Here is a 26,326-nt window from a genome sequence, read left to right on the forward strand (position 1 = left end):
GTTTTAGTTATAGATTTAAATTTTCACTAATACATTTATAATTTGGTAGTGAGTTATAAGGTGGCTAAAAAGCACACAACCTAATTTAAGTTTAAAATTTCACTGCTACTTCGAAATACATATAAAAACAAAAACGCCCCCAAATAATGGAGGCGTTTCTAATTTATTGAAAAAATTTTAAACTTTTGCGTAAGCATCATCGTGAACACTAGCCACAGCTCTACCGGAAGGATCATTCATATTTTTAAATGCTTCATCCCATTCTAAAGCGATTTTTGTACTACAAGCAACGCTAGCTTCTTGAGGAACACATAGAGCAGCTGCATCACTAGGGAAATGTTCTGTAAATATAGAGCGGTAATAATACTCTTCTTTAGATGTTGGCGTTTGCAATGGGAATTTATATTTCGCATTAGCTAACTGCTCATCAGAAACTTCTTTCGCGACAACTTCCTTTAAAGTGTCAATCCAGCTATAACCTACTCCATCACTAAACTGCTCCTTTTGTCTCCAAGCTACACTTGGCGGCAACATATCTTCAAAAGCTTTACGAACTACCCATTTTTCCATCGGATGCTCTGCGTTAATCATTTTATCTTGAGGATTAATGCGCATCGCAACATCCATAAATTCTTTATCTAAAAATGGAACACGACCTTCAATTCCCCACGCCGCTAAACTTTTGTTTGCTCGCAAGCAGTCGTACATGTGCAACTTTCCTAGTTTCCTAACATTTTCTTCATGAAATTCTCTTGCATTTGGCGCTTTATGAAAATAAAGATAACCTCCAAATAACTCATCTGCTCCTTCACCTGAAAGCACCATTTTAATTCCCATTGACTTAATAACTCTCGCCATTAACCACATAGGCGTTGATGCTCTAACAGTTGTAACATCATACGTTTCTAAGTTGTAAATCACATCGCGAATGGCATCTAAACCTTCTTGAATAGTAAATTTAATTTCGTGGTGAATAGTCCCAATATGATCGGCTACGATTTGCGCTGCAGCTAAATCAGGAGAACCATCTAATCCAACTGAAAAAGAGTGTAATTGTGGATACCAAGCATCGGCAACATCACCTGACTCAATACGTTTTTGAGCATATTTTTTGGCTACAGCCGAAGTAATTGATGAATCTAAACCTCCTGAAAGTAAAACTCCATAAGGAACATCACTCATCAATTGTCTATGAACAGCAGCTTCTAGCGCTACTTTAATTTCTGCAATATTGGTTTCGTTGTCTTTCACCGCATCATAATCAGTCCATTCTCTCTTGTACCATTGCACAAATTCTCCATCTTTACTTGACATATAATGCCCCGGAGGAAATAATTCTATTTTAGTACAGTAGCCTTCTAGCGCTTTCAATTCTGAAGCTACATAAAAAGTTCCATGTTGGTCCCAACCTATGTACAATGGAATAATTCCCATATGATCTCGCGCAACAAAATACTCGTCTTTATCAACATCATAAATAGCAAATCCAAAAATTCCGTTCATTTCATCAATAAAATGAGGACCTTTTTCTTTATAAAGTGCTAAAATAACTTCACAGTCACTCTCTGTTTGAAAGTTGTATTTCCCTTCAAATTGCTTGCGAAGTTCTCTATGATTGTAAATCTCGCCATTAGCTGCTAAAACTAACTTTCCATCTTCGCTTAATAACGGCTGCTTTCCAGAAGCTGGATCCACAATCGCTAATCTTTCGTGAGATAAAATTGCTTTTTCGTTACTGAAAATCCCACTCCAGTCTGGACCGCGATGACGAATAATTTTAGACATTTCCAAGACTTGTGGTCTTAAAGTTTCAGAACTTTGTTTTAATTCGAAGGCACATACTATTCCGCACATAACTATATATTTTAAATATTTTCTTTATATTGTTAAGGCAAAGATGCGTTAGTAGCTATAAATACAAAACACAAATGGCTATTTTGGTTATAAATATAAACCAAAATAGCCGTTATAGTAACCAAATGTAAATTTTAGAATAAAAAATTTATTTAAAAATTACATTTTCTTATTTTTTTACTGTTTCTCATTTCACCTTAGCGCCTTTTAAAAAAGTAGCATCAGCAGCCATTTTGACGATTTCTTCTTCTTTCATTTTCATTAAATCCTGATCGAATATTACGAAATCAGCCCATTTCCCCACTTCTAAACTTCCCTTTTCTTTTTCTTCAAAATTAGAATAGGCAGCCCAAATCGTCATTCCTTTCAATGTTTCTTCTCTGCTTAGCGCATTTTCCATTTGAAATCCGCCTTTTGGAAAATTTTTACTGTCTTTTCTCGCAACAGCAGAATGAAAAGTCAACATAGGATTTACTTCCTCGATAGGAAAATCAGTTCCTAGAGCTACCATTCCTGCTTTTTGAAGTAGCTTTTTATAAGCATATGAATTTTTCAATCTCTCTTTCCCTAATCGTTCTCCTGCCCAATACATATCAGATGTAGCGTGTGTAGGCTGTACCGACGGAATTATACCCAATTTAAAATAATCAAAATCCTGCTCTCTAATTACTTGAGCATGTTCGATTTTCCATCTGCGATCTTTTTTACCGCTTAAAACTTCTTTATAAATTTTCAGTAAAACGGTATTAGCTGAATCACCAATAGCGTGTGAATTGAGCTGAAAATTAGAAGCTGCAATTTGCTTTGCAATAGACTTTAATTCTTGTGGCGAAGATCTTAAAGCGCCATGTTGTTTTGCCATATCAGAATACTCGTCATGCATACATGCTCCACGAGAACCTAAAGCTCCATCACCAAAAAGTTTGAAGGAACGCACATTTAAGGCATTAGTTTTATAAATCCCCTTTTTTAAATACAAATCCACGTTTTTCTGACTCGCCGATATCATTGCGTAAACATTTATACTTAAGATTTTCGCTTTTTGCAAACTATCAATCAATTGAATTACATCAGGCGATAAACCAGCGTCATTAACTGTTGTTAATCCGTATTCAAACATCGTTTTTTGTGCATCTACTAATGCAGCGATTTGTGTTTTACGGTTTGGTGCTGGAATAATTTTACTAATTAATCGCATTGGGTTATCAATCAAAATTCCAGTTGGTTGCCCATTTGCTAATTCGATTTGACCTCCTGTAGCGTCAGATTTACTGGTTATCCCTGCTAATGACAAAGCTTTACTATTTACAATCATTGCGTGACCATCTATTCGATTTAAAACAACAGGAATATTTGGAAACTCAGCATCTAAATCTTCTTTAGTAGGATATTTTTTTACTTCCCAATCATTTTGGTCCCAACCGTTACCAACAATAAACTCAGGATTTTTTTCTTTCTGAAACGCTTTAACACGCTCAATTACTTCTTTCATGCTATTAGTTCCACGCAAATCGACTTCTTGTAAATTCAAACCATAACCGTAAAAATGACAATGGGCATCGATTAGACCTGGATAAATAAACTTTCCTTTACCGTCTATTGTATTTTTTGATTCATACTTTTTTGTTATTTCTTCATTTGTTCCAATGGCTAGAATTTTACCATCACTAATTGCCATTGCAGAAGCAGTACTAAAAGAGTCATTAACCTGATAAATCGTTGCGTCAGTAACAATTGTATCAACTGCAGTCTTATTGCTTTGGTTACAAGACAGTAATAATAAAAAAGAAAAAAGTAAAGAGATTTGTTTCATGTAGTTTGTATTTAGTAGTTAGAAGTGTTCGATTTAGTAGTAGTTAATATGATATGTTGATGTTTAATTTTATTATTTTTTTTCTATAAAATCGCAAAGAAAGTATTTTGGTAAAACTGATTTAGTACGTATTCAATCAATAAACCTCTTCAATGATATATTTGGTAGTATTAATTTCGAAACTGTGACCCACTTTCATTCCCATTAATTTATTTCCTAAAGGTGATTGAGGAGAAAGAGCAATAACATTGATTCCTTCGATTGCGATTTTTGGTAATGCAACACTTAAATATAAAAATATGCCGTTAGCCTTGATTAAACTGCCTAAAATAATAGTTTCTGTAATTGCAGTTGCCTCAATTTTATCCAAAATTATCTTTTGGTCTAATACTTCTCTTAGTTTGCGATTCAGTTTCTCTTGCTCAATGTGCATCATTGACAAAGCCGTTTCGTGTTTATCACCTGCAGAGCCTTTAGCATCGTTCTTCGAATCTTCCGTCAAAGCCGAAATCATATCTCTAAAAACATCGATTTTATCTTGGACCAACTGAAGATAATAGGTATATATTTTTTGCTTAAAAGTCATTTTTATAGATTTTGATATATGTTAGACAATTGTGAAAAATACAGTTTGACATAAGTGAAAAAGCGAATCTTTATAATTGTAAGAACGACCAAAGTTAAAATTTTAAATGGGAGTCTGCGATTTATTCCTAAACCATATTAGAATCACTATGAAACTTCGGAAGGAATTTCTAACTTTACGAATCACAATTGAATTTTAAACATTTAATTATTACTAAAAACTATGAGAAAATCTACATTTCTAGCCACAGGAATCTGTGCACTTGTTATGCTATTATCTAATGATATACACGCACAAAAATTCCCAGATTTAGATAAAAGTCCATTGGATGCTGCTTGGTACCCTAATGATTATAAAGATTCTAATAAAACAGCACGAATTATCTATAGCAGACCTCAATTAAAAGGACGTGCTATTAGCGAACTTGCACCAAATGGAAAAATATGGAGAACTGGAGCTAATGAAGCAGCTGAAATAACATTTTTTACTGATTCTTACTTAGGTAAAACTAAAATTGAAAAGGGAGTTTACACGTTATATACAATTCCTGGTGAAAAAGAATGGACCATTATCATTAATAAAGATAGAAATGTTTGGGGTGCATATACTTATAATGATAAAAATGATATTACAAGAATAACAGTTCCTGTAACTGCAGGCGATACTGCTCTAGATGCACTCTCAATGGTTTTCACTAAAGCTGATAACGGCGTTGTGCTTAACATGGGATGGGATAAAGTTAGAATCGCAGTTCCTTTTACTAAATAAAAAACGATTCAGATAAAAAAAGCAGGCTACTTAAATAAGTTGCCTGCTTTTTTTATGTTGGAAAATTAGTTCAATATCTAAAAATCAAATTTATAATTTGCTCCTAAAAGCACTTGGAAACTTTGTACTGGATAATTCAACCATTTTTGATATCCATTATTAGCGATATTATTAGCTCTAATAAATGCAGTCAATCTATCGCTATAATTATAACCGACATTAGCGTTGATATCAAAATAAGATTTCAAGGTAATAGGATTTTGGTTAGGAGCAACAACGTAGACTAAATCAGTATTCGTTTTATAATCTTTTCTTTCGCCTACATAAAATAAATTTGCACCAGCAAACCACTTTTCTGTAATATTGAAATCAAGACTTGTGTTTACTTTGATAGCTGGCAAGTTCCACGCTTCAATTTGAAAATTGTTTTTGAAACTACTAAAACTCCCATCAATACCAAAAGTCACATTATCTGAGAAATCAGCTTTTAGTTCCCCATAAAAGCGAAGCGTTCTCATATCATCATAAACAACTTGAAAAGAGTTTCCATATTCATAGTTTTCATTGCCAGTTCTCTCATTATAATCGTTACTTCTAAACAAAGCTTTATTTCTTTCATTTAAATAAGAACCTCTAATGTTATAACTCAAATTACTACTTAATTTCCCTTTCAATCCTGCAAAAATGTCATACTGTTGATCTGTAGGAGTTATAAATAAAGACGGTGATAAAAAAGAATTGTCATCAACAAAATTTTGGTAAGAGTTCTGTTTTAAATCTCCTTCTACACCAGCATAAAAAATCATTAAATCTCCAACGACCTTATATGATGCATTAAACTTTGGATAGATAAAAAATTTGTTATTGTTGTTTTCATTATCTAAACTGTAGATAACTGATGCACCAATGTTTAAAGTCCAATCATCTTTTAACATCACAAAACTAGGTGAAACCCCAAAATTTGTAAAACCATATTTTAAAGGCTGCATGTTATTTAAGTAATTTTTTTCGAAACTACCTCCAACATAGTCAACAAGCAAATCTGTTTTTACAGCACTGTCCATCACGTCAAACTCTACAGTTGGTTTTATATAAAATCGATTTTCCGAAGAATTATAAATATCCGTAAAATGACTAAATTTTAAATTTATCTTATTTACGATACTTTCGCTAAAAGCGACATTTCCACCAAATGATATTGTGTTATACGACTGTTTTGGGTCAATACCTTTAATTAAACTTACGCCATCTTGAGGAGAAAGTGTACTTGCAAAATCCGTAGGTAAACCATACCAATTATAGATTTGATTTTGCAACCCTAAATCTACGTTCCAAGATATATTTTTCTGATTTGAACCGTACATTAAATTCAGAGAGGTATCGTAGAATTTATCATCTAAGATTACTTCCTTTATTCCGCCTTGTGAAGAGTGATGGCGAAACATTCCACCAACGTAATCAGTATCATTTAAATCATGATTAACAAAAAGCTCACCGATAAATGTTCCGTAATTACCAACTCCTAAAGTTGCATAGTTTTTAAATAACTGTGCTTGTTTTTCTTTCTCAACTCCTTCAGCTTTTCCCTTTGAAGGTGTAAATGTCGATGCAACCGGAAATGAAAAAATAGTGTATTTCACCACCTCTTTTTTAGAAGTAGCCTCATCATCTAAATCAGCGACCTCTTTTACTTTGGATGCATCCGAAATCTTTGGTGTGTATGGTTTTATAACATTTACTGTTTCGTTTCCAATTTGCTCTTTCTTTTGCGCAATTGAAACTTGCGAAATCAATAAAAATAAAATCCCGATTCCTACCCTACTTGAAAGACAAGGCTTCGAGAATTTTGATGTATTGCTTTGTATCATTTTAATATTCAAATCTTTAAATGTCATCTTTTATTTATTTTATATCTGAGTGTATTTTGAACTCTAATTTAAACTTCCCACTGTCCACTTGCAACGAACTTTGTCTTACCGCCAATTTTAATATCATAATGATTATCAATTAGACTGCCTTCAAAATGAATTTGTGATGGTCTATTAATAAAATCTCCTTGAAAATTTATCATTTTAATTTCAGATTTGTGATATTTCAAAAGAAAAGCTTGTAAGCAAGAACTAGCACTTCCTGTTGCTGGATCCTCTATAAGTTTACCATTCTCGATGCACAGCATTCTGCTGGTACTATTTTCATCCTCTAAACAAAAAAAGTAAAATGCGCGATGCGCAGAATTACAGTTTTCACGCAACCATTGATCCATTTTATCTTGGTTAACCACTAAATTTTTTAAAGCATTTACACTTTTAACAGGAACAAGTACAAACGCACTTCCCGTTGTAACTTCTTGGATAGGAAATTCAGTCTCTAAATCCTCTAAACTAAAATTAGTAAAGTTCAAAAAATCAGATGCTGAATATGTAGAAAAAAATTCAGGTTGCGCTGCCTGTAACCAAACTAAATCTACTTCTTGTCTCACTGGAATCGCACCAACAGGAACTAAAATAGTGATTTCTTGCGGCCTATCATCTAATATTTTGTTCATGAGCAACCATGAAGTCCCTATTATAGGATGACCCGCAAATTGCATCTCGTGCTGTGGCGTGAAAATCCTAATTGTTACGATTCCGCTTTGAGCTCCTACAGCCGTAATAAAAGTGCTCTCCGCAAAATTAGTTTCTCGAGCAATTTCAAGCATTTGAGCATAACTTAAATTCTCAGCATCTAGGAAAACTGCTAATTGATTTCCCTTGTATTTTTCTTCAGCAAAAACATCAACTATGTAAAAAGGTATTGTCATTCTAGGAATATTTTGACTAGAGTTACTTCTAAATTAAATTGAACTATGCTTTTAAAATCTATCGCGACAAATGAATTATTTCCCTATCGATGAATTCGTTTTTGACTCTTCCATTTTTATTTTTTCTAACGCAGTTTTAGCTTCTGAAACGACTTCTGGATAATCGGTAAAGTTTTTAATTACATTTTCAAGAATGTAAGTAGCTTGAAAACTGTCTTTCAATCCATAATAATTTTTAGCCATTACCACTAAACCTTTAGCTCCAAAATATTTATAACTAGAATAACTCTTAGCTAATTTTTGAACTGCAGTATTTGACGCATCAAAATTGCCTTCTTTATTTTTAAAATAAGCATCATAAAATAAAGCTTCAGCCGCTAATTCTCCCTTAGCAATTGCCATTACTTTAGCATAAGCTACTTTGGCTTTAGATTCATCTCCACTTTCAATAGCAGCACGTGCTATTATAATTTGAGCATCACTTTTAACCTTGTCATCCGCTTTTGCATTTGTTAAAACTTTTTCAGCGTAACCAACTGCGTTTTGATAATCTTTTACGTCATAGTATGATTTCATCAAATTTGATTGCGCATACGTTTTATTCTGAGGGACATCAGCTTCATTTTCTAAACGAACTAAAACAGTAATCGCTTTATCAGTTTGCTTATTCTTCAAAAATATCTGCGCTAATCGTGACAGAGATTGTTCTGTGAATTCACTACTTGGTTGTGCAATCACATATTCATAATTAGGTATTGATTTGCTTTCAGAACCTTCAGCAAAGTACGATTGACCAAGATAATAGTTTGCTTTTAAAGCATGAATACCACGAGGAAACTGATTGATGTAACTATTAAATCCAGAGATTGCTTGCTTTGAATTGTTCTGTTGAAATTGCTTTTCAGCCGCTTCAAAAGTGTCATTATCAAGTTCGACATCAGTCACAGCAACAAAATCTAAAGTGCGCACCCAACTTGCATATTCATCTACTCTTCCGCCATCTACATATATCAATCTTGAGGTTGCTACAGCTTCAAGTGCTTCTGGAGTTCTAGGGAAATCTGATGCCACTTTCTTGAATTTCACTAAAGCTTGCTCTGTTTTATCAGTATTATAATATACTAAACCTTGACGCAAAGTAGCGCGAGAAGTAAATGAACCCTTTTTATATTCAACATTTAAACGCTCATACGTTTTAATAGCTAAATCATTTTTGTTATCAGCAAGGTAGGTATTTGCTAATTCAAAAAGCGCATCATCTCTATATTCTGATTTTGGAAACATCTGGATAAAAGAATTTAGTTCATCTATCTTTTTATCGTTTTTAGACATAAATCCGTAAGAAATTGCTTTTTGAAAATAAGCATAATCTGCGTCAACACTTTTAGACTCAATCACTTTATTATAGGCATCAATCGCTTGACTGTATTTTGAAGTTACAAAACGACAATCTGCTAAACGCAAATAGGAATCATTTAAACGAACTTTATCAGAAGCTGCTTTTTCAATCTGACTTTGAAAATAATTACCCGCTTGATCGTACTCTTTTAATTTGAAATAACAATAAGCAATATTGTAGTTGTGATTTTTATATTCTGGTGTTTTTGGAGCTGAACTTGAAGTAGCAAATTGCTTATAACTCAACAAAGCTTCCTTAAAATCACCTAATACATATTCTGCTTCTCCTTTCCAGAAGGTTGCTCTGGTTGTAAAAACAACATCTTTCTGCTCCGTAGTAGCTTTCGTGAACATTTTTAAGGCATCATCATATTTTCCATCTGTATATAATTCTAATCCTCTATAAAATAACACTTTTTGATAGGCCAACTTGTTCTCAGGAGATTTATTTTTTTCCAATAACACTAAAGCTTCCTTGTAATTTTTTGATGAAATATAAGAGTCAATCACTAACTTTTCTACTTCAGAACGACTTGCGTTATTCGGATATTTATTCAAAAATCCCTGTAAAATAGCAGGAACACTTTGGTAGGAATTCCCTAATTCATAACTTAATTTCGCATAGTTTAAACTTGCGTCTTCTTGAATCGCTAAGTCATAATCCATCTCAGAAGCATTTTTGAAAGCATTCAAAGCTTGTTGCTTTTTATCTGTATTTAAATAACTTTCTCCTAAATGATAATATGCATTTTGCGCAACAGAATCTTTACCACCAATTATTTTATTAAATTGAGCAATTGCGTTTTCATAGTCTTTTTGCTTGTAGTAAGCATATCCCAATTGATAATAATCGGTATTGTTCCATCTTCCTTTTTTACCTTTGTAAGCCACTAAGAACGGAATCGCTGTATCGTATTTTTTTAAATTGAAATAGCTTTCCCCAATTATCTTACTCAGTTCTGACTTTTCCATTACGTTTGATTTTGCCATTGCTTTTTGGCCTAAATCAATTGCTTTCTGGAAATTACCCAACTTAAAATTCATGTCAGCTTGATAATACGAAAGTTTCTCTTTATATTTTTCCTCACCTGAAACCTCGTCAAAATACTTTGTAGCTTGCTTATAATCATCTCCTTCATACGCCATGAAACCTAAGTAATATTTTGCTTGTGATCCATATTCAGCTGAATTTACAACTTTGTTGAAATACGTTGTTGCTTCTTTTTTCTTTTGCGCATTAAAAAAGCTGTATCCTTTTTGGAAGTTAAATTGATCCTGATCAGCGCGACTTAAACTGCTTTCATCTACTTTATCAAACCATTGCAATGCTTGCGGGTAGTTCCCTTGATTAAAATGGTAATGCGCTACTTCGATATAGGCTTGATTTTGTTTTACACTCGTTGGATAATCCGAAACAAATTTTTCCATTAACTCATCAGCGTTAGCTTGATTCGTTCTTATGGCACAATTTGCAGCATAATACGCACAATCAGATTTGAGCTCTTCATTGGTAGCATTTTCTTTAATTTTATTAAAAATAAGTTGTGCCGATGCGTATTGCTGCCCTTTAAAAAGCGAAACTGCTCTGTAGAAATCTTTTAAATCATTAGTATAAATCGTTGATTTTTGTGCCGAAACTAAAGCAGTTAGAAGAAAAAAAGATAAGAAGTATCCCCAGGAAAATTTACGCATTGTCGTGTGTTTTTTAATAATTCAAATATATTATATTCCGTACTCTATAACGAATCAAAATTGACTTTTATTATGAAAATTTGTAATTCTATTTAGATTCATAAGTATAATGATATATAGTTCTTAGAATCAAACACCATGCCCACCTATTATTACTTTTTATTTTTCTAATTCTTTCGAATAGCATAGAATTTATTTTGAATAGAACCGTTATCTTCTTACTTTTACCCCTTAAACAAAACCAAATTATGTCGCAATCCGTATTGTCTTTAAAAAATGTAACTATTTATCAAGAAACTAAAGCTGTATTAACAGAAGTGAACTTGGAGGTAAATCACGGAGAATTCCTTTACATCATTGGTAAAACAGGTTCTGGAAAAAGTAGCTTAATGAAAACTTTATATGCAGACTTACCTTTAACAGAAGGAGAAGGAAGCATTGTAGGCTTTGACTTAGCTAGTTTAAAGGAGAACGACATTCCTTTTCTAAGGAGAAAAATTGGTATTGTATTTCAGGATTTTAAATTATTACCAGATCGTACTGTTGATGATAATATGCTGTTTGTACTTAAAGCAACTGGCTGGACCGACACTTTAGAAATGCACACTAAAATTGACGAAGTTTTGAACAAAGTTGGAATGAGAGACTTTGGAAAAAAAATGCCGCATCAATTATCAGGTGGTGAGCAACAACGTGTAGCAATCGCTAGAGCGCTATTGAATGATCCCGAATTAATTCTTGCTGATGAACCTACAGGAAATTTAGATCCTCAAACGAGTGTAGAAGTTCTAGAAGTTTTAAAAAAAATCAATGCTAATGGAAAAACTATTATAATGGCAACGCATGATTATGCTTTGTTAATGAAGTTTCCATCCAAGACATTAAAGTGCGAAGATTCTAAAATATTTGAAGTGATTCAGCAGAGGACTGCATAATGCTATCGATTCTCATTCCTACATACAACTGTAATATTTATACTTTAGTGACGGAATTACACAGGCAATGTAATGAATGCGGAATTGAATTTGAGATAATTATTTTAGATGATAGCTCAAAAGTAAATTTTATTGAAAATCAGCAGATTAATGAATTAAACAACTGCCGTTTTTTAATCAATAATATAAATCTTGGTCGAGGCGCGACAATTAATAAGTTAGTCGAGTACTCCAATTTTGAATATTTACTAATTTTAGAAGCTGATTCGTTTCCTTGTAATAAAAATTACATCAGTTTATATACTGATTTTATTACAAAAAATCCACAAGCAGTCTTTGGCGGTGTACTTTATGATAAAAGAAAGCCAAATGATAATAGTTTGCTGCGATGGACTTACGGTCATGCAAGAGAATCAAAGGATTTAAAATATCGTGTTAAAAATCCAAATGATCTCGTTTTTAGTTGGAATCTCTTATTACAGAAAAAATTATTTTTAGAAAATCCATTTGACTCTTCGATTCGTTCTTATGGTTTTGAAGATTTAGTATTTTTAAAAAATCTAAAGGAGAATAACGTCTCCATTACGCAAATTGACAATCCATGTTTTCATCAAAATCAAGAACAATCAATCGTATTTATTGAAAAATCAAAAACTGCAGTTATAAACCTTGTGGAACTATACAAGAAAAAAATTCTTAATGGTAAGGATTCTAGTTTACTTCGTGCGTTCACAATGGCTAGAAAATTTCATATATCGTCGCTAATTATTTTTGTTTTCGAACGAACTGAAAATTTATTAGAGAGCAATCTTTTATCTACGAAACCATCGTTACTGCTATTTGACTTTTACCGATTGGGTTATTTTTCAAAAAATTATTTAAAGAAAAAAGAAATAGTATGAAAGTTCTACTAATTAATAACTTCTTAAATAACACTGTTGGTGGAGTCGAAAATTACTTGGAGACTTTAGTTTCGTATTCAGAAGAACATAAAACTGAAATTGAATTCAAATGGTTTGGAGTTGTCGAAAAAAAAACTAAGATTTATCAAAAGTTTTACAATTCACAAACTACCAAAGCTATAATTAATGAAATTGATTCCTTCAAACCAGATCTGATTCATTGTTTTAGCATAGGCGCCACAGTAACGCCACATTTTATGAGTTACGCAAAAAGTAAATCAATTCCAATAATTCAGTCCTTTAGAGATTACTACTATATATGTGCTAAAGCATTCATGCTTGATACATCTGGTAACACATTAAAACACCACGACAATTTTTTAGATTGTATTTTAAATCATCATCCTAAACAAAATATTATATTTGACAGTTTCCTCTATTTTAAGCAAAGTTACCATGCAAAAATAATAAAGAAAAATATTGACTACTTCCTTACTCCTTCTGATAATTTAACTAAACTAATAAAAGAAAAATTTAAAATTTTAGGCGAAACAATCGCTAACCCCGTTTTAATTTCTAACTCATTTATAGAACAAAGTGATCTAACTTATTTACTTTTTGTAGGTAGACTAGATCCTGAAAAAGGAGTAATGACATTACTGAAGTCCTTTAAAAATATTCTTCAAGAATTTCCGCAAGAGCAATTAAAAATTGTTGGATCAGGTAGTATTGAATCAGAATTGCAAGATTATGTAATAAACAATAACATCAATAACGTTATTTTTCTAGGCAAAAAAAGCCAGAAAGAGTTAGTGCATTTGTATGCTTCAGCAAAATTTACAATTGTGCCAAGCGAATTTTTAGAATCGTATGGAAATGTAATTTTAGAAAGTTTTGCTTTTCGCAAAACCGTTATAATTAGCGATTTATTAGGAATAGAAAAAGAAATTAGAGAATCTAATAGTGGTTTAGTTTTCCCTCATGGGAACGTTTTAAAACTAACGGAATCAATTAAAAAACTATTAACAGACACTACCTTAAGAAACAAGATGGAAGAAAATGCAAGTGTTTACATTAAGGAATTATCATTTGATAATCATTACAAAAAGCTCGAATTGATTTACAAAAAAATCTTAAAAAAATAAAAATGACTATTTTTTAAATCGTAAAAATTCATTAAAATCTCTAATATAATCTTCTTCATCAAATACAGCCGATGCAATTACTAAGCAAACACTTCCAGAAGAAAAGTTATTTAGTTCCCTCCATATACCTTCATGGATTAGAAGTCCTTCATAAGGCTTATTCAAACAAATAGTTTTCTGTTCCTCACCATTATTCAACACTACATCAAAACTTCCACTTAATGCAATTAGAAATTCTTGCTGCGCAATATGTGCATGCCCACCTCTTTCTGCTCCAGCTGGAACATCGTACAAATAATAAATCCTTTTAAAGTCAAATGGTAGAATATCATTTTCTAGCACAGATAAATTTCCTCTCTGATCTTGAATTTTGCGAATGGTAATTAGCTCAATTTTCATGTCAAATACTTATCTAATTTAATAAATCAATCCATTTTTTAGCAACTTTCTCATTTGAAAATTTACTTACAGATTCTTTTGCGTTTTTTTTACAGTAATTATATAATGCAGGATTTTCTACCATTCTGTTTAATGATTCTTTCAGCGCTATAAAATTTTGATTTTCAACTAACAAACCATTATATTCATGCGTTACTAATTCACTCGGTCCTGTTTCACAATCAAAGGAAACAACTGGAATACCGGCATTTAAAGCTTCTAAAATAACCATCGAAAAACCTTCATATTTGCTACTTAGAACTAAAAATTGAGCATCTTTAATATAAAAATAAGCATCATTTTTAAAACCTAGTAAATGGACGTATTTTGTCAAATTTAAATTTTCTATTTGTTGCAGCAAATTTTCTTTCTCTTCTCCTTGACCTAAAATAACGAGGTGAATTTCACTTGTTGGTAAAATTGATTCATGATATGCAGCAATCATTTTATCAAACTGTTTCAAATTTACTAATCTACCAACTGCAATACAATATTTAAAAGGAAGCAAAGAGTTTAAATAATCAAATTCTGTTGCTTTCTCCGATACAGAATTAGGTATTGTCACAGCTTTAATAAATCCATATTTTAGTTTTATTTTTTCATTTAGAGCTCTGGAAACAGCGACTATTTTGAAAGCTTTGTTCAATATTTTTCTTGCAACCCAAGATCTTGAGGTTAAGTAAATCTCTAATCTACTGCTGTGAACCGTATATATAAATTTAAAACCAGCAAAAATATAATAGATAAAAAGAATTTCCATCCATGGATTTATACGGTGTCTAAAATCAATTATATAGTCAAAGTTGTTCCTTACTAAATACTGTTTTAATTGAAAATACTTTTTAAATTTAGAATAACATCCCAAATTAAGTAAGGTTCCATGATACGGAAACTCAATCTTGTTTTCTAAAACAATAACATGAACTTCATAATTAGCATGATAAAGCAACTCAGAAACTGTACCAAAGACATGCTCCAATCCACCCTCAGATAGTTTATAGCCAACTAGTGCTATTTTAATATTTTTACGCTCCTTTCCCAATTGTTATTCTTATTTTCGTACCAAATATAAAAATCTTATCCCATAGTATGCACAGCAATCCGCTAGTTACCGTTATTTGTTTGTGCTATAATCATGAAAGCTTTGTGGTTGAAGCTTTAGAATCAGTGTTAAATCAAACACATAAGAACGTAGAATTGATCATCGCTGACGACTTTAGCACTGACAATTCAGTTCAAGTTATCGAAAACTGGCTAAAAAAAAATCCAAAGATTCCCTTTTTAATCAACAAAGAAAATTTAGGTAATACAAAATCTTTCAATCAGTGTTTAAAAATTGCTAAAGGTGAATATATTATCGATCTCGCGGCTGATGACATTCTAAAATCAGATTGTATTGAAAATCAATTAAAAGGTTTTATTACGACAGTACATCAAAACGTAGGAGTCATATACGGAAATGCTGAATTATTCACAGAAAAAGGTGACTTTATCAAAGATTACTTTATAACGGATAAGCAAAAAAGAAGGATTAAATCTCAACCGACAGGTGACATTTATATAGGTTTACTAAATGGAAATAACAATTTATGCTCTATCACTGCTCTAATTAAAAGGGAAGTCTTTGAAAATTTAGAAGGATACGACGAAACATTAGCGTACGAAGATTACGACTTCTGGATTCGGGCAGCTCGAATTTATCACTTTGATTATATAGATAAAATTTTAGTCCAGAAAAGAGTTTTAAAAAATTCGATGTACACTTTGTTAGAGAAAAAAAACAATAAAAAAACTAACAATTTTAATTATAGTACTTACTTAATTTTAAAAAAAGTAATTCATTTAAATAATAAAAAAGTAGAATTCATAGCAATGCTTAAAAGAATACATTTTGAAATGACAGTAGCTTTTAAAACTAGAAATTTCAAATTACTAATTAAATATGTTTATCTGGAGTTAAAAGTGCGCTGTATAATTTTAAGAAATAGATCTTTTGAAATTTGATTTTTTCAGTTTCGTTCTTTTATATTTTATAAAAATTTTAAAAAGAAAACCGACCTTTATGACCGCTATTAAGATTAAATATTTCCATTTGAAATGTCTTAATGTGTACTGCAAATTATAAAACAAAAAATCATGTACCAGATGCTTATTTTTATACTTTTTTAAAAATAAATGAACATCATTCTTATCAATCTCATTTATAAATGTAAAAGATTTAAAAATTGAATAAAGATCTAGATACTGATGAATGATTCCTATCTGGCTATTAAAAATAATATTTTCATCATAGTTGTTTTCTTTTAAAAGAGTGTAAAGTTTCCAAGAAGAATTTAAAACATAAAAATTTTTCTTACCAAACGTTTTAGTTATAGCGTTTAAATTATCTTGACGATAAAAAAAAACTCCATCACTAAATACGACTTTATTACTTTTCAAAAATAGCTTGCGAGTTATATATTCATCAGAATCAAAAGCATCCTCTGGAAAAAATTCAGCTTTTAGTAAATCACTTTTTATCAATACAAAGCCGTGAATAGACCAATTTAAAGAAGCAACGCAAGCTTCTTTTCCTGATAATTGAATGTTTTTATCTCCATTAAGCCCTACAATTCTTTTGTTATTTGATTTTTTTTCAAAATAAAATTCCATGATTGGTAAAACACATTCAGCTCCTGTTTCATTTTGCTTTTCAACCATTTGTTGAACTAGATCTAATGAAAAAATATCATCTTGCGAAGCTTAAAAAAAGTAATCCCCATTAATCTTTGGCATTACAAAATTCATTGAGTTTGCAACCATTCCTCCATTCTCTTTTACAAAAATTTTAAACCTCTTATCATCTTTAGCATATTCGCTTATAATTTGAAGACTACTATCGCAAGAGGAATCATCAACTAAAAGTATTTCTATGTTAGTATAAGTTTGCTTTTTGATTGAGGTCAATGTTTGCTGCAAATATTTCTCACCATTATAGACAGGAATAAAAATAGTGATCAGTTTATCGTTTTTCATTTTAATTGTCTCTGTAACTTAAAATATCAGTTTTCGAAAATAAATCGTAATAACAATTAAATACAAACAATGTTCAGCTGCTTGCGCAATCAGCACACCTTGAATTCCTACTAATTCAATACAGTAGATACTAAAAAAATATAGAAACACGTTTGCCGAAAATTCAAATATAATATAGGGAACGATAATTCTCTTCGCTAAGAATTGAAATGCTATAATAGTACCACATATTTTGAAAAAATCTCCAATAATTTGCCATAAAAATAAATCAGACACAAGTAAAAATTCATTACTAAAAAGTGTTTTCACAATCCAAAATCTTAAAAAATAAATAACAACAGCACAGCAAATAAATAGTGGAATGATGGACTTATAAAATTGTAAAAAAACTTCTTTTGTTTGCTTTTTACTTTTTGCTTTAATTAATTGAGGATAAAAATATAGACTAACTAAAGTACTTATAAAAATTAAATATAAATTAGAAACCTTCGTAATCGCTTCCCAAAATCCAGACTCATCAAGTCCGACCGTAATAATTAAAAATTTTCTAATTTCTAATGTAATGTAAGGACTCAATAAAAAAGAAGGTAATATCATAATTGAAAATCCCGCTAGTTTTTTTATTACAACAAAATCATACTCTTTAAAATCTATTCTGTTAATAATTTGTAATTCTTTAGGGACATAGAAGAAATTTACGGTAAAAAGAATGATAGGATTTACAGCGATCGAAATAAGCGCTCCAACTAATTTGAATTCGTATATCAATGATGCAGTTAAAATTATCGCAATTATATTACTAACAATAGTGGCGTAAACTAACTTATTGTATTTACCTAAACCATTGATAATACTTACAAAAAGAGAGGAAATAACACTAAATGGTAATACTATGGCCACCACTTTAAAAATTATTTCATACTGAATATTATTCCCGAAAATTTTAGTGGTAATAAAACTAGAAAAGGAAAATAGCAAGAGACCAATGATGGTTGAAAGAAATAAAAATGTAATTAAAACAGTCGTAATTATTTTACTAAGTTCTTTTTCATTTCCTTCATTTTCGCCAATATACTTAATAACACCTGATGAAAAAGCTAACGTGGAAACTCCTTCTAAAGATGTCATGAAATTTCGAAAATTACCTATATATGCCATTCCTCCCGGTCCTACGAATACAGCAAGCATTTTAGAAGTTATAATTCCGATGAATAACTTAATAAAAACACTAATGCTATTCAAAGAAGATATTTTGAATAATTGAGTTTGCAATATTTTTTTGACGAATTCCAAATTAGAATTTATTCATAATTTCAATAATATAATCCACCTCATCAAAAGTCATAACTGGACTGATAGGTAAACTCAACACTTCGTCATGAATTTTTTCAGCGATAGGAAAAGATAAATTATTAAAACCAATTAAAGCTTTTTGTTTATGAGGAGCGATCGGGTAATGAATAACCGTTTGAATATCATTTTGCAATAAATAATTTTGCAATTCATTTCTACGGTTAGTTCTAATTACAAATAGATGAAAAACATGGTTCTTTGAATTATCGTGAAAAGGCAATACAATTTTATCATTCTTTATTTCAGATATGTAGCGTCTTGCAGTGGAACGGCGATTATCATTATCACGATCTAAATTAGGTAATTTAACATTTAAAAAAGCAGCTTGAAGTTCATCTAATCTTGAATTAACACCGATATAATCATTATAATACTTTGTTTTGGAACCATAATTGCGAAGCGATTGAATCACGTTCGCTAATTCAGCGTCGTTTGTTACTACCGCTCCACCATCTCCTAATGCACCCAAGTTTTTACCTGGATAAAAACTATAAGCAGTTGCAGTTTCTTGATTTATTGTTTTTGATTTTTGATTTGCTTTTGCACCATGAGCCTGCGCAGCATCTTCTACAACAATCAAATTATGTCTAGTAGCAATGGTATTTATTGTTTCCATATCGGCCAATTGGCCGTACAAATGAACTGCTAAAATCGCCCTAGTTCTAGAATTGATTCTATCACTAATTAAGTCTGGATTGATATTATATGTTTCTATTTTTGGCTCGACCAAAACTGGAGCTAGATCAGCTTGTAAAATAGCAAGAATACTAGCGATATATGTATTAGCAGGAACAATAACTTCATCGCCTTTTTGTAACTTTCCTAATTCAATATATCCTTTAAAAATTAGAACAAGCGCATCTAATCCATTTCCTGTTCCTATGCAGTACTTCGCACCGCAGTACTGAGCAAAATTTGTTTCAAATGCTGCAACCTCACTACCTAAAATATACCATCCACTTGTTAAAACTGATTTCAATTTTTCTTGAAATGCACTTTCGTAGGGTTCATTAATCTTTTTTAAATCTAAAAATTTAATCATACTAATACATTCTCTAAAAGATGGTAATTGGACGTTTCAACTTCATAAAAATCTTGTACTGCTATATTCGCTCCAAAGCTTTCTTTCCAATAAGACAATCCTTCATTCAAATTTTTACCTTGATTTATATTTGAAACTCCAAAATCAAAATACTGCTTTTCATGAAATACAGAAGTCAGCAAATGATCGTATAGAAAATCGATACTACCTAAAATCCCCTTCTCTTCATTCCCACAAATATATTGCGAATGCGCAACATTTTTACTTTCAAAAATAGTTGTTCCGGCTACTAATTTCCCATTACTATAAACATTAAACTGTCTGATATTTTTAGGGAATTTTTGATGTAAAGACTTAATCTCTTGTAACGAATGAATTGGCTTAGCTTGATGCACGATATCAAGATTAGGAATTAAAATTTGATTCCAAAAAACTTCAAAATTTGATTCCTCTTTAACTATAAGTCCAAGCTTTTTCCCTCTATTGATTCCCCCAAGTCGGCCTTTAGCAACTTTGAATTTTTTTTGTAATTCAATTACAGCACAAGTATCTCGTCTAATTAATTTAGCTTGAACTGAAAATAATGCATACTGAACTTCCTCGGCATAATAATTATTGTAAAAACTAGGTATGATTTTTAAAGCTAGTCGTTCCATTTTATTTTCGTTTAAATAAATTAAAACCGATCTAAAAATTTGTAGAATTGTTGCTAATTTTAATCTTTCATTATAAACTAACCCGCCATAGGTAAGGCCCTGATGAGAATGGATAACTTCTCCTACTCTATTCGCTGGCAACACTGCGACAAGTTTTCGGTTGTCATAAATCAATAACGAGAAATCCTCAAAACGATCTTTGTGGTATTCCATAAAATCTCGATGAAATAGAAATGTAGCATTTTTGGCTTCAACGATAAAGGAATTCCAATTTGAATAATCATCTTCCTTGTATTGCTTGACGAAATAATTTTTCACGCTTTAATTTTAAACTTTGGGAAATTAAGCATTTTTTTATTTATTTTCTAATGTTGGCAAATACCATTTAAATTTTACAGCCATTAAACGAACAGAAATTATAACTAGTGAAGTAATTAAATACAAAGCATCGCTTTCTAAATTGAATTTTTTAAGTAGAAAAAAAACCGCGCCACCTAAAATACAAATGGTTGCATAAATTTCCTTTCTAAAAATAACAGGTATTTCTGTACATAAAATATCCCTTATAACTCCACCAAAACAGGCAGTCATTGTGCCTAATGCAATGCAAATTATAGGATGAAGTCCAATATTAATACCTTTTTCGAGACCAATTAATGTAAATACTCCCAATCCTATCGTGTCAAATAAAAATAATGAAGTGCGAAGTCGATCAAATTTTTTCCTAAAAATAATTGCTAAAGCAAAACCAATAGTGATTACGTAAGCGTACTTTAAATCAAGCATCCAGCCTACTGGAGTTCTTCCAATCATGATATCGCGCAAGGTTCCTCCACCAACAGCAGTCACAAATGCAATAATAAAAACACCAAAAGGATCCATCTTTTTATTCATTGCGGTCAATGCACCGGACATTGCAAAAGCCATCGTACCAATGATATCTAATAGTTGAAACATTTATTTTGGGATTTTAATTTTAAGAATTCGACAAAAATAAAGAAAATACTTGTCAAATCAGATTGAAACCATCTTAATTAAGGTTTATTGAAATAGGTAGCAAATATTCGAAAGCGATTTAAAAAACTGCGAATTCTCTATGTATATTTGTAGCTACTAATTAAATAGTTGAAAGTCTTGAAACAAATCACTTCGATACAAAATCCATATATAAAAACTTTAGTGCAATTGCAGGAAAAAGCAAAGGCGAGAAAACAATCGGGTACTTTTTTGATGGAGGGAAAACGTGAAATTGCAATCGCCATTAAAGGAGGTTACGAAATAGAAACACTTTTATTTTATCCAGAAATTTGCTCGGAAAATGATGCACGACAGCTTTCAGATAATGCAGAGCTAGTCGAAATTAATAAAGAAGTTTATCAAAAATTAGCATATCGAGATACTACTGAAGGAATTTTGGCTGTAGCCAAAACAAAATCAATGCAATTGTCTGATTTAAAATTATCGGACAATCCATTAATTATAATTGCTGAAGCTCCAGAAAAGCCAGGAAATATTGGTGCTTTACTTAGGACAGCAGATGCAGCTAATCTTGACGCCGTCATTGTTGCTAATCCTAAAAGTGATTTATACAGTCCTAATATTGTTCGGTCGAGCGTGGGTTGCCTTTTTACAAACCAAATTGCGACAGGAACAACAACTGAAATAATTACTTTTTTAAAAGAAAAAAAGATCAACTTCTACTGCGCGACTTTACAAAATTCCACATCCTATCATACGCAAGATTATACGACACCTACTGCTCTAGTTGTAGGTACTGAGGCGACGGGATTGACTAATGAATGGCGTGAAGCAGCCACTCAAAATATCATTATTCCAATGCAAGGCGAAATAGATTCAATGAATGTTTCGGTTGCGGCTGCAATTTTGATTTTCGAAGCAAAAAGACAAAGAGGGTTTTAGATTTTTGATTGCAGATTTTAGATTTTAGATTTTAGATTTTAGATTTTAGATTTTAGATTTTTAAAGAATTAATAAAAAATATTGAAACATGAAAAAGGTAACGATTACACTTTTAATTTTAACGGTTTCGACTGCAAATCTATTTGCACAAATTAGCTCGAAACAAGTCGATGAACTAGTAGAAAAAACGCTAAAAACTTTTAATGTTCCGGGAATCGCAGTTGCAATTGTGAAAGATGGAAAAATAGTTCACGCCGAAGGATACGGTGTAAAATCAATTTTAACTAAAGAAAAAGTAGATGCAAACACACTTTTTGGAATAGCTTCCAATAGTAAAGCATTTACTAGCGCTGCACTCGCGATGCTTGTAGATGAAGGAAAAGTTAAATGGGATGATAAAGTGATTCAATACCTTCCTAATTTCAAAATGTATAATGATTACGTTACAACTGAATTTACGATTAGAGATTTATTAACACACCGCAGCGGATTAGGTCTAGGAGCAGGTGATTTAATGATATGGCCAGATGGAAGCGATTTTAAAGCACAAGATATTATTGAGAATTTACAGTATTTAAAACCGGTATCAGCTTTTAGAACACAATATGATTACGACAATTTACTTTATATTGTTGCTGGAGAAGTTATTCACAAAGCAAGTGGAATGAGTTGGTGCGACTTTATAGAGCAGCGCATCATGAAACCGCTAGAAATGAATAATAGTGCGGCTTCTTATGTACGTTTGAAAGATTCTACAAACATTATTGCTCCGCACGTTCCTATTGATGGAAAGTTAAAAGTCATTAAGCGTTATCAAAATCAACTTTTTGATGCAGCAGCAGGGATTTATTCTAGTGTAAATGATTTGAGTAAATGGACAATTATGCAAATGAATAATGGACAATACGGCGCAGATAATAAGCAATTATTTTCAAAAAAGGAGCATAATGAAATGTGGCAATTGCAAACTATTATTCCGGTAAATCCACGACCTCCGTACAAAACTCACTTTAGTGGTTATGGATTAGGATGGTTTTTAAGTGATGTAAAAGGATTCAAACAAGTTACTCACACTGGAGGTTTAGAAGGGATTGTTACTCAAGTTACTTTACTACCTGAATTGAATCTAGGAATTATTGTTTTAACAAATCAGCAATCTGGAGCGGCTTTTAGAGCAATTACAAATACAATAAAAGATAGTTATTTAGGAATACAAGCAGAAGATTATGTAGCTAATTACAGCAAAAGTTTAAAAGAAAATGAAGCATCAGCTGATAAAAAAACAGAAGCAGTATGGGCGACCGTTGCTAAAAATAAAAAAGACAAATTTAAAGTTGACTTTAAAACTGTTTTAGGTTCATACAAAGACAATTGGTTTGGAGAAGTAGTTCTTTCTGAGAAAAATGGAAGATTATACTTTGCTTCAAAACGTTCTCCTCAACTTGCTGGTGAGGTTTTTTATTACAAAGGAAATAATTATGTGGTAAAATGGAATAATGCTTATTTTCATGCTGATGCACACTTGTTTTTTGAGTGCGATGCAACTGGAAAGGCAATTCGATTAACGATGAAACCTATTTCAGAATTGACTGACTTTAGTTATGATTTCCAAGATTTAGATTTCGCTAAAATGCAATAATCTTTAATAAATTAAATTTGATTAATAACAAACAGAATGCTGTTTTTCCTTGTATATATCCTAACAAATTTCTATTTTTAGGAATTGAATCCTACCAATTATGATAGAAATTGACCTAGAGAAAGAAAATAAAGCAATTGCTCAAGAATATAAAGAATTGTTGCGCATAAGCTATCAAACGCTAACTGATGATGATAAAAAACTGATCAGGAAGGCATTTGATGTTGCAGTCGAAGCACATAAAGATCAGCGTAGAAAATCAGGTGAAGCTTATATTTTTCATCCAATTGCTGTTGCAAAGATAGTAGCGTCAGAAATTGGTCTTGGAGCAACGTCGATCGCTGCAGCATTATTACACGATGTAGTCGAAGACACGCCAACTACGGTCGAAGATATCGAGCGAATGTTTAATCCAAAACTCGCTCAAATTGTAGAGGGACTTACCAAAATAGCATTAGTTCAAAAAGATTTAAATATATCAATGCAAGCGGAGAATTTCCGTAAAATGATATTAACTCTTAATGATGACGTTCGTGTTATCTTAATTAAGCTCGCTGACCGTTTGCACAATATGCAAACAATGGATTCTATGCGCGAGGACAAACAAACCAAAATCGCATCAGAGACGCTATACATTTACGCACCCCTAGCACATCGACTTGGATTATATAATATTAAATCCAAACTAGAAGATTTAGGTTTAAAATATACTGAACCTGCTATTTACAATGAAATTGTAAGTAAACTAAAAGAGACTAAAGAAGAACAGGATGATTATATAAAATCTATTTCTGATGTAATTAAGAAATCTCTCGACGAAGAAGGAGTTGAATATATTATAAAAGGTCGTCCAAAATCGATTTATTCGATTCGTCGAAAAATGCATGCACAAAACGTAAGCTTTGAAGAAGTCTATGATAAGTTTGCTTTGCGTATTGTTTATAAATCAAATCCGCACGAAGAGAAGTTTATTGCGTGGAAAATATATTCTATCGTTACGGATCATTATCGTCCAAGTCCAAGCCGTTTACGCGACTGGATATCATCACCAAAATCGACTGGATACGAGGCCTTGCACATCACCGTTATGGGGCCAAAAGGGCGCTGGGTTGAAGTACAAGTGCGCAGTGAACGCATGGATGAAATTGCTGAGAAAGGATATGCAGCGCATTACAAGTATAAAAATGGTGCTACTGAAGAAAGCGGATTAGATGTTTGGCTTAATTTACTTAAAGAAGCCTTAGAAAATGCAGAAACCAATGCTGTAGATTTTGTCGAAGATTTCAAAATGAATTTATATTCAAAAGAGATCTTTGTATTTACACCAAAGGGAGAAATCAAATCATTGCCAAAAGGTGCAACATCCCTAGATTTTGCATTTAGTATTCACTCTGAAATAGGTATTAGAACAAGAGGAACGCGCGTAAATGGAAAATTAGTTCCTTTAAATTTCGAATTAAAGAGTGGTGACCAAATAGAAGTTATTACTTCGCAACATCAAAAACCAACCATAAACTGGTTGGATTATGTTACTACCTCACGAGCAAAAACCAAGATAAAAAATGTTTTAAACGAAAACACCAAAAAAATTGGTGAAGAAGGTAAAGAGTTACTTACCCGTAAATTAAAACACCTTAAAATAACGTTAAGCGAGCAGGTTATAAATGAACTAGTGAACTTTTTTAAGTTAAAAACCAGTTTAGATTTGTTTTATCGCGTAGGTGTTGGTGCAATCGAAAACCAGCAATTAAAAGATTACGCAGCACAAAAAAGTAACACCTTCATTAATTTTTTCAAAAATAAAATGAAGCGCTCTCCTAGCTCACAAGCTATTGAAGACATTCAAAAACCAATTATAAGTAGTAATTATGACATGCTTGTTTTTGGTAAAGAACAAGACAAATTAGATTACAAATTATCACCTTGTTGCAATCCAATTCCTGGAGATGACGTTTTTGGTTTTGTTACTATTAACGAAGGAATAAAAGTGCATAAAAAAGATTGTCCTAATGCTATAGGAATGCAATCAAATTACGCATACCGAATCATGACAGCAAAGTGGATTGACTCATCACAAGAAGAATTTAAGGCAATAATTAATGTTACTGGAATGGACGTTCTAGGACTGACGAACCAGTTGACGAAGGTGATTTCGAATAATATGCATGTAAATATTCAAAGTATCGCTTTGAGCACTGATGCAGGTATTTTTCATGGTCAAGTTACCGTGGTAGTTCAAAACAACACCATTTTGAAAAAGATGATAAGTAATATCAAAAAAATCGATGGTGTAGAAAAAGTTACGAGAGAATATAAAACCTAAAATTTAGTTTATCTTCTAAATGAAACATATTAGACTGGAAACAGGAC

At 31.7% G+C, this 26,326-nt stretch carries 22 protein-coding genes; 8 read left to right on the forward strand and 14 right to left on the reverse strand.

The window, feature by feature from the left end:
- Window positions 1-177: 177 nt before the first annotated feature.
- From asnB to RCH19_RS00080, 3 genes are all read right to left on the reverse strand, one after another.
- Window positions 178-1,854, reverse strand: coding sequence for an asparagine synthase B (gene asnB / locus RCH19_RS00070; RefSeq protein ID WP_343021515.1), 1,677 nt, complete (start codon window positions 1,852-1,854; stop codon window positions 178-180).
- A 187-nt stretch (window positions 1,855-2,041) separates the two neighbouring features.
- Window positions 2,042-3,667, reverse strand: coding sequence for an amidohydrolase (locus RCH19_RS00075; RefSeq protein ID WP_343021516.1), 1,626 nt, complete (start codon window positions 3,665-3,667; stop codon window positions 2,042-2,044).
- Between the two features lie 136 nt (window positions 3,668-3,803).
- On the reverse strand, window positions 3,804-4,253 hold the full coding sequence (locus tag RCH19_RS00080; RefSeq protein WP_343021517.1) for a hypothetical protein: 450 nt from the start codon (window positions 4,251-4,253) through the stop codon (window positions 3,804-3,806).
- Window positions 4,254-4,475: 222 nt separating this feature from the next.
- On the opposite strand from RCH19_RS00080, the gene RCH19_RS00085 reads away from it, so the two are divergent.
- A complete protein-coding gene (locus RCH19_RS00085; RefSeq protein ID WP_343021518.1) occupies window positions 4,476-5,021 on the forward strand; it encodes a DUF2911 domain-containing protein in 546 nt (181 codons plus the stop codon).
- Window positions 5,022-5,098: 77 nt separating this feature from the next.
- Here RCH19_RS00085 and RCH19_RS00090 read toward each other — a convergent pair whose 3' ends face one another.
- From RCH19_RS00090 to RCH19_RS00100, 3 genes are all read right to left on the reverse strand, one after another.
- Window positions 5,099-6,916, reverse strand: coding sequence for a TonB-dependent receptor (locus RCH19_RS00090; protein ID WP_343021519.1), 1,818 nt, complete (start codon window positions 6,914-6,916; stop codon window positions 5,099-5,101).
- Window positions 6,917-6,957: 41 nt separating this feature from the next.
- Window positions 6,958-7,821, reverse strand: a complete 864-nt coding sequence (locus RCH19_RS00095; protein ID WP_343021520.1) for a PhzF family phenazine biosynthesis protein — start codon at window positions 7,819-7,821, stop codon at window positions 6,958-6,960.
- A 75-nt stretch (window positions 7,822-7,896) separates the two neighbouring features.
- Window positions 7,897-10,911 carry a tetratricopeptide repeat protein gene (locus tag RCH19_RS00100; protein WP_343021521.1) on the reverse strand — a complete coding sequence of 1,005 codons (3,015 nt, stop codon included), beginning with the start codon at window positions 10,909-10,911 and terminating at the stop codon, window positions 7,897-7,899.
- Between the two features lie 248 nt (window positions 10,912-11,159).
- On the opposite strand from RCH19_RS00100, the gene RCH19_RS00105 reads away from it, so the two are divergent.
- From RCH19_RS00105 to RCH19_RS00115, 3 genes are read left to right on the forward strand one after another with little or no spacing between them, the layout of a single operon-like run.
- Window positions 11,160-11,846 carry an ATP-binding cassette domain-containing protein gene (locus tag RCH19_RS00105; RefSeq protein WP_343021522.1) on the forward strand — a complete coding sequence of 229 codons (687 nt, stop codon included), beginning with the start codon at window positions 11,160-11,162 and terminating at the stop codon, window positions 11,844-11,846.
- Window positions 11,846-12,748 carry a glycosyltransferase gene (locus RCH19_RS00110; RefSeq protein WP_343021523.1) on the forward strand — a complete coding sequence of 301 codons (903 nt, stop codon included), beginning with the start codon at window positions 11,846-11,848 and terminating at the stop codon, window positions 12,746-12,748. Before RCH19_RS00105 ends, RCH19_RS00110 begins: the two co-directional genes overlap by 1 nt.
- Complete coding sequence (locus tag RCH19_RS00115) at window positions 12,745-13,893, forward strand: glycosyltransferase family 4 protein (protein WP_343021524.1); 1,149 nt, start codon at window positions 12,745-12,747, stop codon at window positions 13,891-13,893. The genes RCH19_RS00110 and RCH19_RS00115 overlap by 4 nt, the downstream gene beginning before the upstream one ends.
- A gap of 6 nt (window positions 13,894-13,899) precedes the next feature.
- Here the strand turns inward: RCH19_RS00115 and RCH19_RS00120 are convergent, their stop codons facing one another.
- Both RCH19_RS00120 and RCH19_RS00125 read right to left on the reverse strand, forming a co-directional pair.
- Entirely contained in the window at window positions 13,900-14,292 is a 393-nt protein-coding gene (locus RCH19_RS00120; protein WP_343021525.1) for an FdtA/QdtA family cupin domain-containing protein, read from the reverse strand.
- A 13-nt stretch (window positions 14,293-14,305) separates the two neighbouring features.
- The gene (locus RCH19_RS00125; RefSeq protein ID WP_343021526.1) at window positions 14,306-15,373 is read right to left on the reverse strand and encodes a glycosyltransferase; all 1,068 of its coding nucleotides are present in this window, start codon (window positions 15,371-15,373) and stop codon (window positions 14,306-14,308) included.
- Between the two features lie 47 nt (window positions 15,374-15,420).
- Between RCH19_RS00125 and RCH19_RS00130 the strand changes: the two genes are divergently transcribed.
- Window positions 15,421-16,335, forward strand: a complete 915-nt coding sequence (locus tag RCH19_RS00130; RefSeq protein WP_343021527.1) for a glycosyltransferase — start codon at window positions 15,421-15,423, stop codon at window positions 16,333-16,335.
- On the opposite strand, the gene RCH19_RS00135 is transcribed toward RCH19_RS00130, so the two are convergent.
- From RCH19_RS00135 to RCH19_RS00160, 6 genes are read right to left on the reverse strand one after another with little or no spacing between them, the layout of a single operon-like run.
- Window positions 16,309-17,031, reverse strand: a complete 723-nt coding sequence (locus RCH19_RS00135; protein ID WP_343021528.1) for a hypothetical protein — start codon at window positions 17,029-17,031, stop codon at window positions 16,309-16,311. The two genes, RCH19_RS00130 and RCH19_RS00135, sit on opposite strands and share 27 nt — an antisense overlap.
- A gap of 42 nt (window positions 17,032-17,073) precedes the next feature.
- Entirely contained in the window at window positions 17,074-17,346 is a 273-nt protein-coding gene (locus RCH19_RS00140; RefSeq protein ID WP_343021529.1) for a glycosyltransferase family A protein, read from the reverse strand.
- An 18-nt stretch (window positions 17,347-17,364) separates the two neighbouring features.
- Window positions 17,365-18,588, reverse strand: coding sequence for an O-antigen translocase (locus RCH19_RS00145; RefSeq protein ID WP_343021530.1), 1,224 nt, complete (start codon window positions 18,586-18,588; stop codon window positions 17,365-17,367).
- Window positions 18,589-18,640: 52 nt separating this feature from the next.
- Window positions 18,641-19,741 carry a DegT/DnrJ/EryC1/StrS family aminotransferase gene (locus tag RCH19_RS00150; RefSeq protein ID WP_343021531.1) on the reverse strand — a complete coding sequence of 367 codons (1,101 nt, stop codon included), beginning with the start codon at window positions 19,739-19,741 and terminating at the stop codon, window positions 18,641-18,643.
- Window positions 19,738-20,715: a GNAT family N-acetyltransferase gene (locus RCH19_RS00155; RefSeq protein WP_343021532.1), complete on the reverse strand. Its 978-nt coding sequence runs from the start codon at window positions 20,713-20,715 to the stop codon at window positions 19,738-19,740. The genes RCH19_RS00150 and RCH19_RS00155 overlap by 4 nt, the downstream gene beginning before the upstream one ends.
- A gap of 36 nt (window positions 20,716-20,751) precedes the next feature.
- Window positions 20,752-21,354, reverse strand: a complete 603-nt coding sequence (locus tag RCH19_RS00160) for a trimeric intracellular cation channel family protein (protein ID WP_343021533.1) — start codon at window positions 21,352-21,354, stop codon at window positions 20,752-20,754.
- Between the two features lie 177 nt (window positions 21,355-21,531).
- On the opposite strand from RCH19_RS00160, the gene RCH19_RS00165 reads away from it, so the two are divergent.
- From RCH19_RS00165 to RCH19_RS00175, 3 genes are all read left to right on the forward strand, one after another.
- On the forward strand, window positions 21,532-22,317 hold the full coding sequence (locus RCH19_RS00165; protein WP_343021534.1) for an RNA methyltransferase: 786 nt from the start codon (window positions 21,532-21,534) through the stop codon (window positions 22,315-22,317).
- 88 nt (window positions 22,318-22,405) lie between these two features.
- The gene (locus tag RCH19_RS00170; protein WP_343021535.1) at window positions 22,406-23,956 is read left to right on the forward strand and encodes a serine hydrolase; all 1,551 of its coding nucleotides are present in this window, start codon (window positions 22,406-22,408) and stop codon (window positions 23,954-23,956) included.
- Between the two features lie 100 nt (window positions 23,957-24,056).
- Window positions 24,057-26,279: a RelA/SpoT family protein gene (locus RCH19_RS00175; protein ID WP_343021536.1), complete on the forward strand. Its 2,223-nt coding sequence runs from the start codon at window positions 24,057-24,059 to the stop codon at window positions 26,277-26,279.
- The last annotated feature ends 47 nt before the right edge of the window (window positions 26,280-26,326 follow it).

Source organism: Flavobacterium sp. PL12, from assembly GCF_039123485.1.
Taxonomy (GTDB): domain Bacteria; phylum Bacteroidota; class Bacteroidia; order Flavobacteriales; family Flavobacteriaceae; genus Flavobacterium; species Flavobacterium weaverense.

Excerpts from the sequence above, each read along its gene's own strand:
- RCH19_RS00085 (WP_343021518.1), top strand. The coding sequence starts at position 4,476 with ATGAGAAAATCTACATTTCTAGCCACAGGAATCTGTGCACTTGTTATG.
- RCH19_RS00100 (WP_343021521.1), bottom strand. The coding sequence starts at position 10,911 with ATGCGTAAATTTTCCTGGGGATACTTCTTATCTTTTTTTCTTCTAACT.
- RCH19_RS00150 (WP_343021531.1), bottom strand. The coding sequence starts at position 19,741 with ATGATTAAATTTTTAGATTTAAAAAAGATTAATGAACCCTACGAAAGT.
- RCH19_RS00115 (WP_343021524.1), top strand. The coding sequence starts at position 12,745 with ATGAAAGTTCTACTAATTAATAACTTCTTAAATAACACTGTTGGTGGA.
- RCH19_RS00160 (WP_343021533.1), bottom strand. The coding sequence starts at position 21,354 with ATGTTTCAACTATTAGATATCATTGGTACGATGGCTTTTGCAATGTCC.
- RCH19_RS00090 (WP_343021519.1), bottom strand. The coding sequence starts at position 6,916 with ATGACATTTAAAGATTTGAATATTAAAATGATACAAAGCAATACATCA.
- RCH19_RS00135 (WP_343021528.1), bottom strand. The coding sequence starts at position 17,031 with ATGGTTGAAAAGCAAAATGAAACAGGAGCTGAATGTGTTTTACCAATC.
- RCH19_RS00075 (WP_343021516.1), bottom strand. The coding sequence starts at position 3,667 with ATGAAACAAATCTCTTTACTTTTTTCTTTTTTATTATTACTGTCTTGT.
- RCH19_RS00175 (WP_343021536.1), top strand. The coding sequence starts at position 24,057 with ATGATAGAAATTGACCTAGAGAAAGAAAATAAAGCAATTGCTCAAGAA.
- RCH19_RS00140 (WP_343021529.1), bottom strand. The coding sequence starts at position 17,346 with ATGAAAAACGATAAACTGATCACTATTTTTATTCCTGTCTATAATGGT.
- RCH19_RS00130 (WP_343021527.1), top strand. The coding sequence starts at position 15,421 with ATGCACAGCAATCCGCTAGTTACCGTTATTTGTTTGTGCTATAATCAT.
- RCH19_RS00080 (WP_343021517.1), bottom strand. The coding sequence starts at position 4,253 with ATGACTTTTAAGCAAAAAATATATACCTATTATCTTCAGTTGGTCCAA.
- asnB (WP_343021515.1), bottom strand. The coding sequence starts at position 1,854 with ATGTGCGGAATAGTATGTGCCTTCGAATTAAAACAAAGTTCTGAAACT.
- RCH19_RS00095 (WP_343021520.1), bottom strand. The coding sequence starts at position 7,821 with ATGACAATACCTTTTTACATAGTTGATGTTTTTGCTGAAGAAAAATAC.
- RCH19_RS00170 (WP_343021535.1), top strand. The coding sequence starts at position 22,406 with ATGAAAAAGGTAACGATTACACTTTTAATTTTAACGGTTTCGACTGCA.
- RCH19_RS00105 (WP_343021522.1), top strand. The coding sequence starts at position 11,160 with ATGTCGCAATCCGTATTGTCTTTAAAAAATGTAACTATTTATCAAGAA.
- RCH19_RS00120 (WP_343021525.1), bottom strand. The coding sequence starts at position 14,292 with ATGAAAATTGAGCTAATTACCATTCGCAAAATTCAAGATCAGAGAGGA.
- RCH19_RS00110 (WP_343021523.1), top strand. The coding sequence starts at position 11,846 with ATGCTATCGATTCTCATTCCTACATACAACTGTAATATTTATACTTTA.